The organism is Rhodoblastus sp., assembly GCF_052145335.1.
Lineage (GTDB): Bacteria > Pseudomonadota > Alphaproteobacteria > Rhizobiales > Beijerinckiaceae > Rhodoblastus.
The window spans coordinates 1-4,074 of sequence record NZ_JBKQOU010000332.1 but is presented as its reverse complement, the minus strand read 5'-3'; the positions used below and the strand labels follow the sequence as shown (position 1 = coordinate 4,074).

At 57.1% G+C, this 4,074-nt stretch carries 7 protein-coding genes; 3 read left to right on the top strand and 4 right to left on the bottom strand.

Going from position 1 to position 4,074, the window contains the following annotated elements:
• The coding region (locus ACLP2E_RS20440) for a hypothetical protein (RefSeq protein ID WP_442466953.1) at positions 1–212 on the bottom strand (212 nt) is incomplete at its 3' end.
• Here ACLP2E_RS20440 and ACLP2E_RS20435 point away from each other — a divergent pair.
• Positions 213–1,040 (top strand): hypothetical protein, encoded by an 828-nt coding sequence (locus tag ACLP2E_RS20435; RefSeq protein WP_442466952.1) that lies wholly within the window; start codon positions 213–215, stop codon positions 1,038–1,040.
• A 53-nt stretch (positions 1,041–1,093) separates the two neighbouring features.
• Here the strand turns inward: ACLP2E_RS20435 and ACLP2E_RS20430 are convergent, their stop codons facing one another.
• From ACLP2E_RS20430 to ACLP2E_RS20420, 3 genes are all read right to left on the bottom strand, one after another.
• Positions 1,094–2,056, bottom strand: a complete 963-nt coding sequence (locus ACLP2E_RS20430) for a hypothetical protein (RefSeq protein ID WP_442466951.1) — start codon at positions 2,054–2,056, stop codon at positions 1,094–1,096.
• A 107-nt stretch (positions 2,057–2,163) separates the two neighbouring features.
• Entirely contained in the window at positions 2,164–2,607 is a 444-nt protein-coding gene (locus tag ACLP2E_RS20425; RefSeq protein WP_442463046.1) for a prepilin peptidase, read from the bottom strand.
• Positions 2,608–2,610: 3 nt separating this feature from the next.
• Complete coding sequence (locus ACLP2E_RS20420) at positions 2,611–3,108, bottom strand: hypothetical protein (protein WP_442463045.1); 498 nt, start codon at positions 3,106–3,108, stop codon at positions 2,611–2,613.
• Between the two features lie 317 nt (positions 3,109–3,425).
• Here ACLP2E_RS20420 and ACLP2E_RS20415 point away from each other — a divergent pair, with 317 nt between their 5' ends.
• Both ACLP2E_RS20415 and ACLP2E_RS20410 read left to right on the top strand, forming a co-directional pair.
• Positions 3,426–3,611, top strand: coding sequence for a Flp family type IVb pilin (locus tag ACLP2E_RS20415; RefSeq protein WP_442463044.1), 186 nt, complete (start codon positions 3,426–3,428; stop codon positions 3,609–3,611).
• A 277-nt stretch (positions 3,612–3,888) separates the two neighbouring features.
• Positions 3,889–4,074 (top strand): Flp family type IVb pilin, encoded by a 186-nt coding sequence (locus ACLP2E_RS20410; protein WP_442466950.1) that lies wholly within the window; start codon positions 3,889–3,891, stop codon positions 4,072–4,074.

The window sequence follows — 4,074 nt, the reverse complement described above, 5'->3', positions numbered from 1 at the left end:
CCGCGCTGGGGGCAGGCGTTCTCGCGGGCTTCGTCGTTTGCATCAAGCCGCATTTTGCCCTTGCTTTCGCCTTTCCGCTGGCGGGATGCCTGATCGCGCGGCGTTCGTTCAGGCTCGCCTTGGCTATCGAGAACCTGGCGGCGGCCGTAACGGTTTTGGCTTACGTCGCGGTCATTTTTTATCTTTTCCCGGCATTTTTCGACACGCTGCAAGTGACGATCGACGCCTATGTGCCGCTGAGAGTATCGTTGCAGGAATTGCTGGGAGAACTCTGGTTTACCTTGAATGTAGGGCTGCTTGCCATAACCGCCTATGTCGGACGAGGCCTCTGCTTCACGCCGCGCGCATTTACGCTTATCGCCGGCTCACTGGGATTCCTCGTTACCTACCTCGTGCAGGGCAAAGGCTGGGGCAACCACGAACTTCCCGCGGTGATGCTGCTCTGCCTCGCATTGGCGCTGTTGTTCGCGCCGACGATTACCGCTGTGGGCGCCGGCCAAACGCCGCCAACCCGGGACGTCGCGCCGCCGATGGGTTTCTTGTACAGCATTTTGCCGTTGTTTGCCCTCGCCTTCCTGGTGTTCGGCGCACCCTATGATTGGACCGGCGCCGAGGAACACGCTGGGCTTGCCGCCGCCGTACGGGGCTATGCTCCGGATCATCCGCGCCTGATTGCTCTTACGCCGCAACAGTCGGTGGGGCATCCGCTCGTGCGCCGCGTCGGCGGCGTCTGGTGCGGGCGGACGAACAACGTGATGATCATGGTTTATTCGCGCATGTTGATCGCCGCCAAGCGTGGCGACGCCGCCTATCGGCAGCGGCTTGAGCGCTACGCCTCAAACGAGGCTGCGGCCTTCCTGGCCGACGTTAGAGAAAAACAGCCGGACGCCATTCTCGTCGACAAGGACAAGCGCATAACCGATGCGATCGCTGTGTTTCCTGACCTGTCCGCGGCACTGAAAGATTACGAACCGGTGGCGACGGCCGATAATATTGTTGTGTGGACACGACGGACGAGGGGTCAACTTGCGCGGGATTGAGATTGGGAGCCCCGGGTCGAGCCGTCAGCGCCGACCGTTTTTGCTTGGCAATTTCACGGCGAGCTGATTGGCCGCCAGGCGCTCTGGCTGATTTCCTTTTCTCGCGCGACGGCAAGACTATCCCAGTTGGTGCATAGCCAAACAGTCTCGTCCTCCTTGAACTCGCAGTAATGCCTGCTTATCACCGTCCCCCTGGCGTCCCTGGTTGAACGAATCATGGCCTTGATGCCGTTCGACCGATTGAAGAACAAGGCGGTTTGACAGATTCGCGATTCGGGGCGGCAGTTCTCCCGCAAATCCGGCTTGCCATCATGCGCGGCGCTTGACAGCGCCAACGCATCGCTCATCATTTCGGACCACGCAACATTCGACGTTTCGATCCGATCGGCGGCGAGCTTCGGCGCTCTTTGAGCGCCGTCGCCCGAGGCGGCAAAGTCCTCGCCGGCTTCGGCAGCCCCTAACGTGCGCAGTTCTTCCCTTGTCAGCCAGATGATCGAGCTTGGAGGCGTCAGGACCATTTTTCCAATGATCTCGGTCGGAACCCCCAGCTCTGCCGCAGCCCAGCGCGCCATCAAGACCGTAGCGGCCTCAGAGTTTGAAGTCTCCGCGCCTGCAAGATCGGCCGCGCCGTGGACACCGACCCTGGCGCCCGCCCCGACATATTTTGACGCCCCTCCTGCAAACACGAAAAAGCATGCCGAAGCGCAGGTTGCTCCTTTCGGAACCTCGGTCGCGAGATGCTGATGCTTGATTTCAGTCGCCATTTTAAGACCTTCGGCGAGATTTCCGCCGGGGGAATCCAGCTGCACCTGTGCAATCGGGCGCCCGGATCTGCGGGCGTTGTCGATGAGCGCGTGGAGACGTCCGGCGTCGCCCTGGTCGATGCGGCCCTCCATCACAATCGTTGCGCCGCCCTCCATCGGAGCGCCGAAGCTGAAACTGGATCCTCGCGCGGGAACCGCCGAGACGACGAGACAAAAAGCCAAGGCGCGGATGGCCGATGCTAGCGAAAGCATGTTCGTCCCCATATCCCGACGCGCCAACGCGCGTTCAAGCCTAAGGCAATGCGCATAGGCGGCCCGGCGTTCCATTGCGACGCCCTCATCGGGTCCAACAGCTCGATTTATTTTTGCAAAGCCGCCGTCAAAAGCCAAGCGGAGGCGATGGCGGGGCCATAAGGGATCTTCATCTTTCCTGAAACGATCTGTTTGGGAAAGACGCTAAGATAGGCTCCGAGCCAATAGAAGAGGGTCAATATCAAGAGGAGCGCGGAAAAAACGGTCGCGCCGCCGACGCCAAGCCATAAAAACGCCACAGCAAGCAACTTTGCGTCGCCGCCTCCCATCATGCCCAGGGCGTATACGCCAAGTATCAAAAGAAACATCATCCCGCCGAAGCCTAGATGATCCAGCGCCTCGCGATATTGACCGCGGGTAACGACCTCTACCAGGAACAACACGGCCATGAATATCACCGCTCCATTGCGGATGCGGAAATTCTTCAAGTCATCGAGTATGACGAAAATAAGCGCCGTGCCAAGTGCGAAGGAAATCAGGAAAGCGATCATCGTTCAGGCTCGCAGTGGCCGTGCGGCCCCGGGAGGAGCCGGCGGAATGGTCGACAGATACATGAAATGACAAGCCGCCGCTGACAAAATTGCCGAAGATAGGCCTAACAGAAGAAAGGAAGCATTCGGCATTCTGAAAAAGGTCGAAACCCACGACAGGCGCTCGCCCCAATAGTCTCGCCCGGCCCATATGCTCATGCCGATTGATTTTCCTGCGAGGAAAAGGCAGGCGTGGCTGAGGGCGCCGGCCACGAAAAACCACCGGTTGCAAAAAGCGCAAAAACTCAGGGCGGCAATTGCAACGCTAAAGCCAATGGCGGACGGTTCCAGCATCCAGGAATGCTCCGAGACGCCTATAAAACCGAAAATTTCCCGATCGGCATACCAGAGGAACGCCGACTGCGGAAAATACGTCAAAAGGTTCGCGGTAATTTGCGCGAATATTGTCATCATGATGACAATCAAGGAAGCGGTGGTCTCGAACCCAAGAAGTTTGCGCATTCGGCACTCTTGCGTGATGAAGGATTCCAAGATCGCCCGAATGTCCAAATAAAGGGATAACATTAAACTTCAAATTTGATTTTAGGATATATTCCCACACCTGTTGCAAGCCGTTTCACCACTAACCAGCACATAAATCTAAACAATTTATTAACGTTGGCATACCTCTTTTGAAATAAAACTCATACTCCTTATCAGGTATGAAAATCCCAAAGAGCTAGGTTTCAAAGCAGTCGCTTTTGCGGCAAAGTTCATGCCATAGCGTTCGTAGATTGCGTTCGCTGAAAGCTGCAGTTGTTTACGAGTGGAGGGGTGCAATGAAAAAGTTTCTACATAGTTTCGTCCGTGACGAGGACGGCGCCGCGCTGCCTGAGTACGCGATTTTGCTGGGCCTGATCCTTGCTGTGTCGGTCGCGATTCTTACCGGCATGGGCAGCAGCATCAAGACGATCTTTACAAACGTGTCGACTGCGCTCGCCAGCGCCGCCGCCGGTAGCGGCTGATACTCTTTTCTTGTTGGATGTCGTCTAGCTTTATTGGCGGCGGCAATGAAGAATTCCCGCCCTCCCGGCGCTTTCGGGGGGGCGAGCCTGTCGACTGCCGGCGTTCTTTAGCGCGGAGCCAAATGCGTTGGGTAGCGCTGCTGTCGGTAATTGTCGGGCTGTTTGAAAAACTGAGAAGTTCGGGGTGGCGAACGGGTTAGTTATTGGATAACGTTCTCGCTAGGCGGGTATTTGCTTTCGCTCTCCTTGGATATTCGAGCATGAAGAGGGGCGCGATATGTTTGCACATTTCCGAAAATTCTGTGCTGACGAAGCGGGTAATTCGTTGCCTGAATACGCTATTCTGTTGGGTCTGATCCTTGCTGTGTCGGTCGCGATTCTTACCGGCATGGGCAGCAGCATCAAGACGATCTTTACAAACGTGTCGACTGCGCTCGCCAGCGCCGCCGCCGGTAGCGGCTGA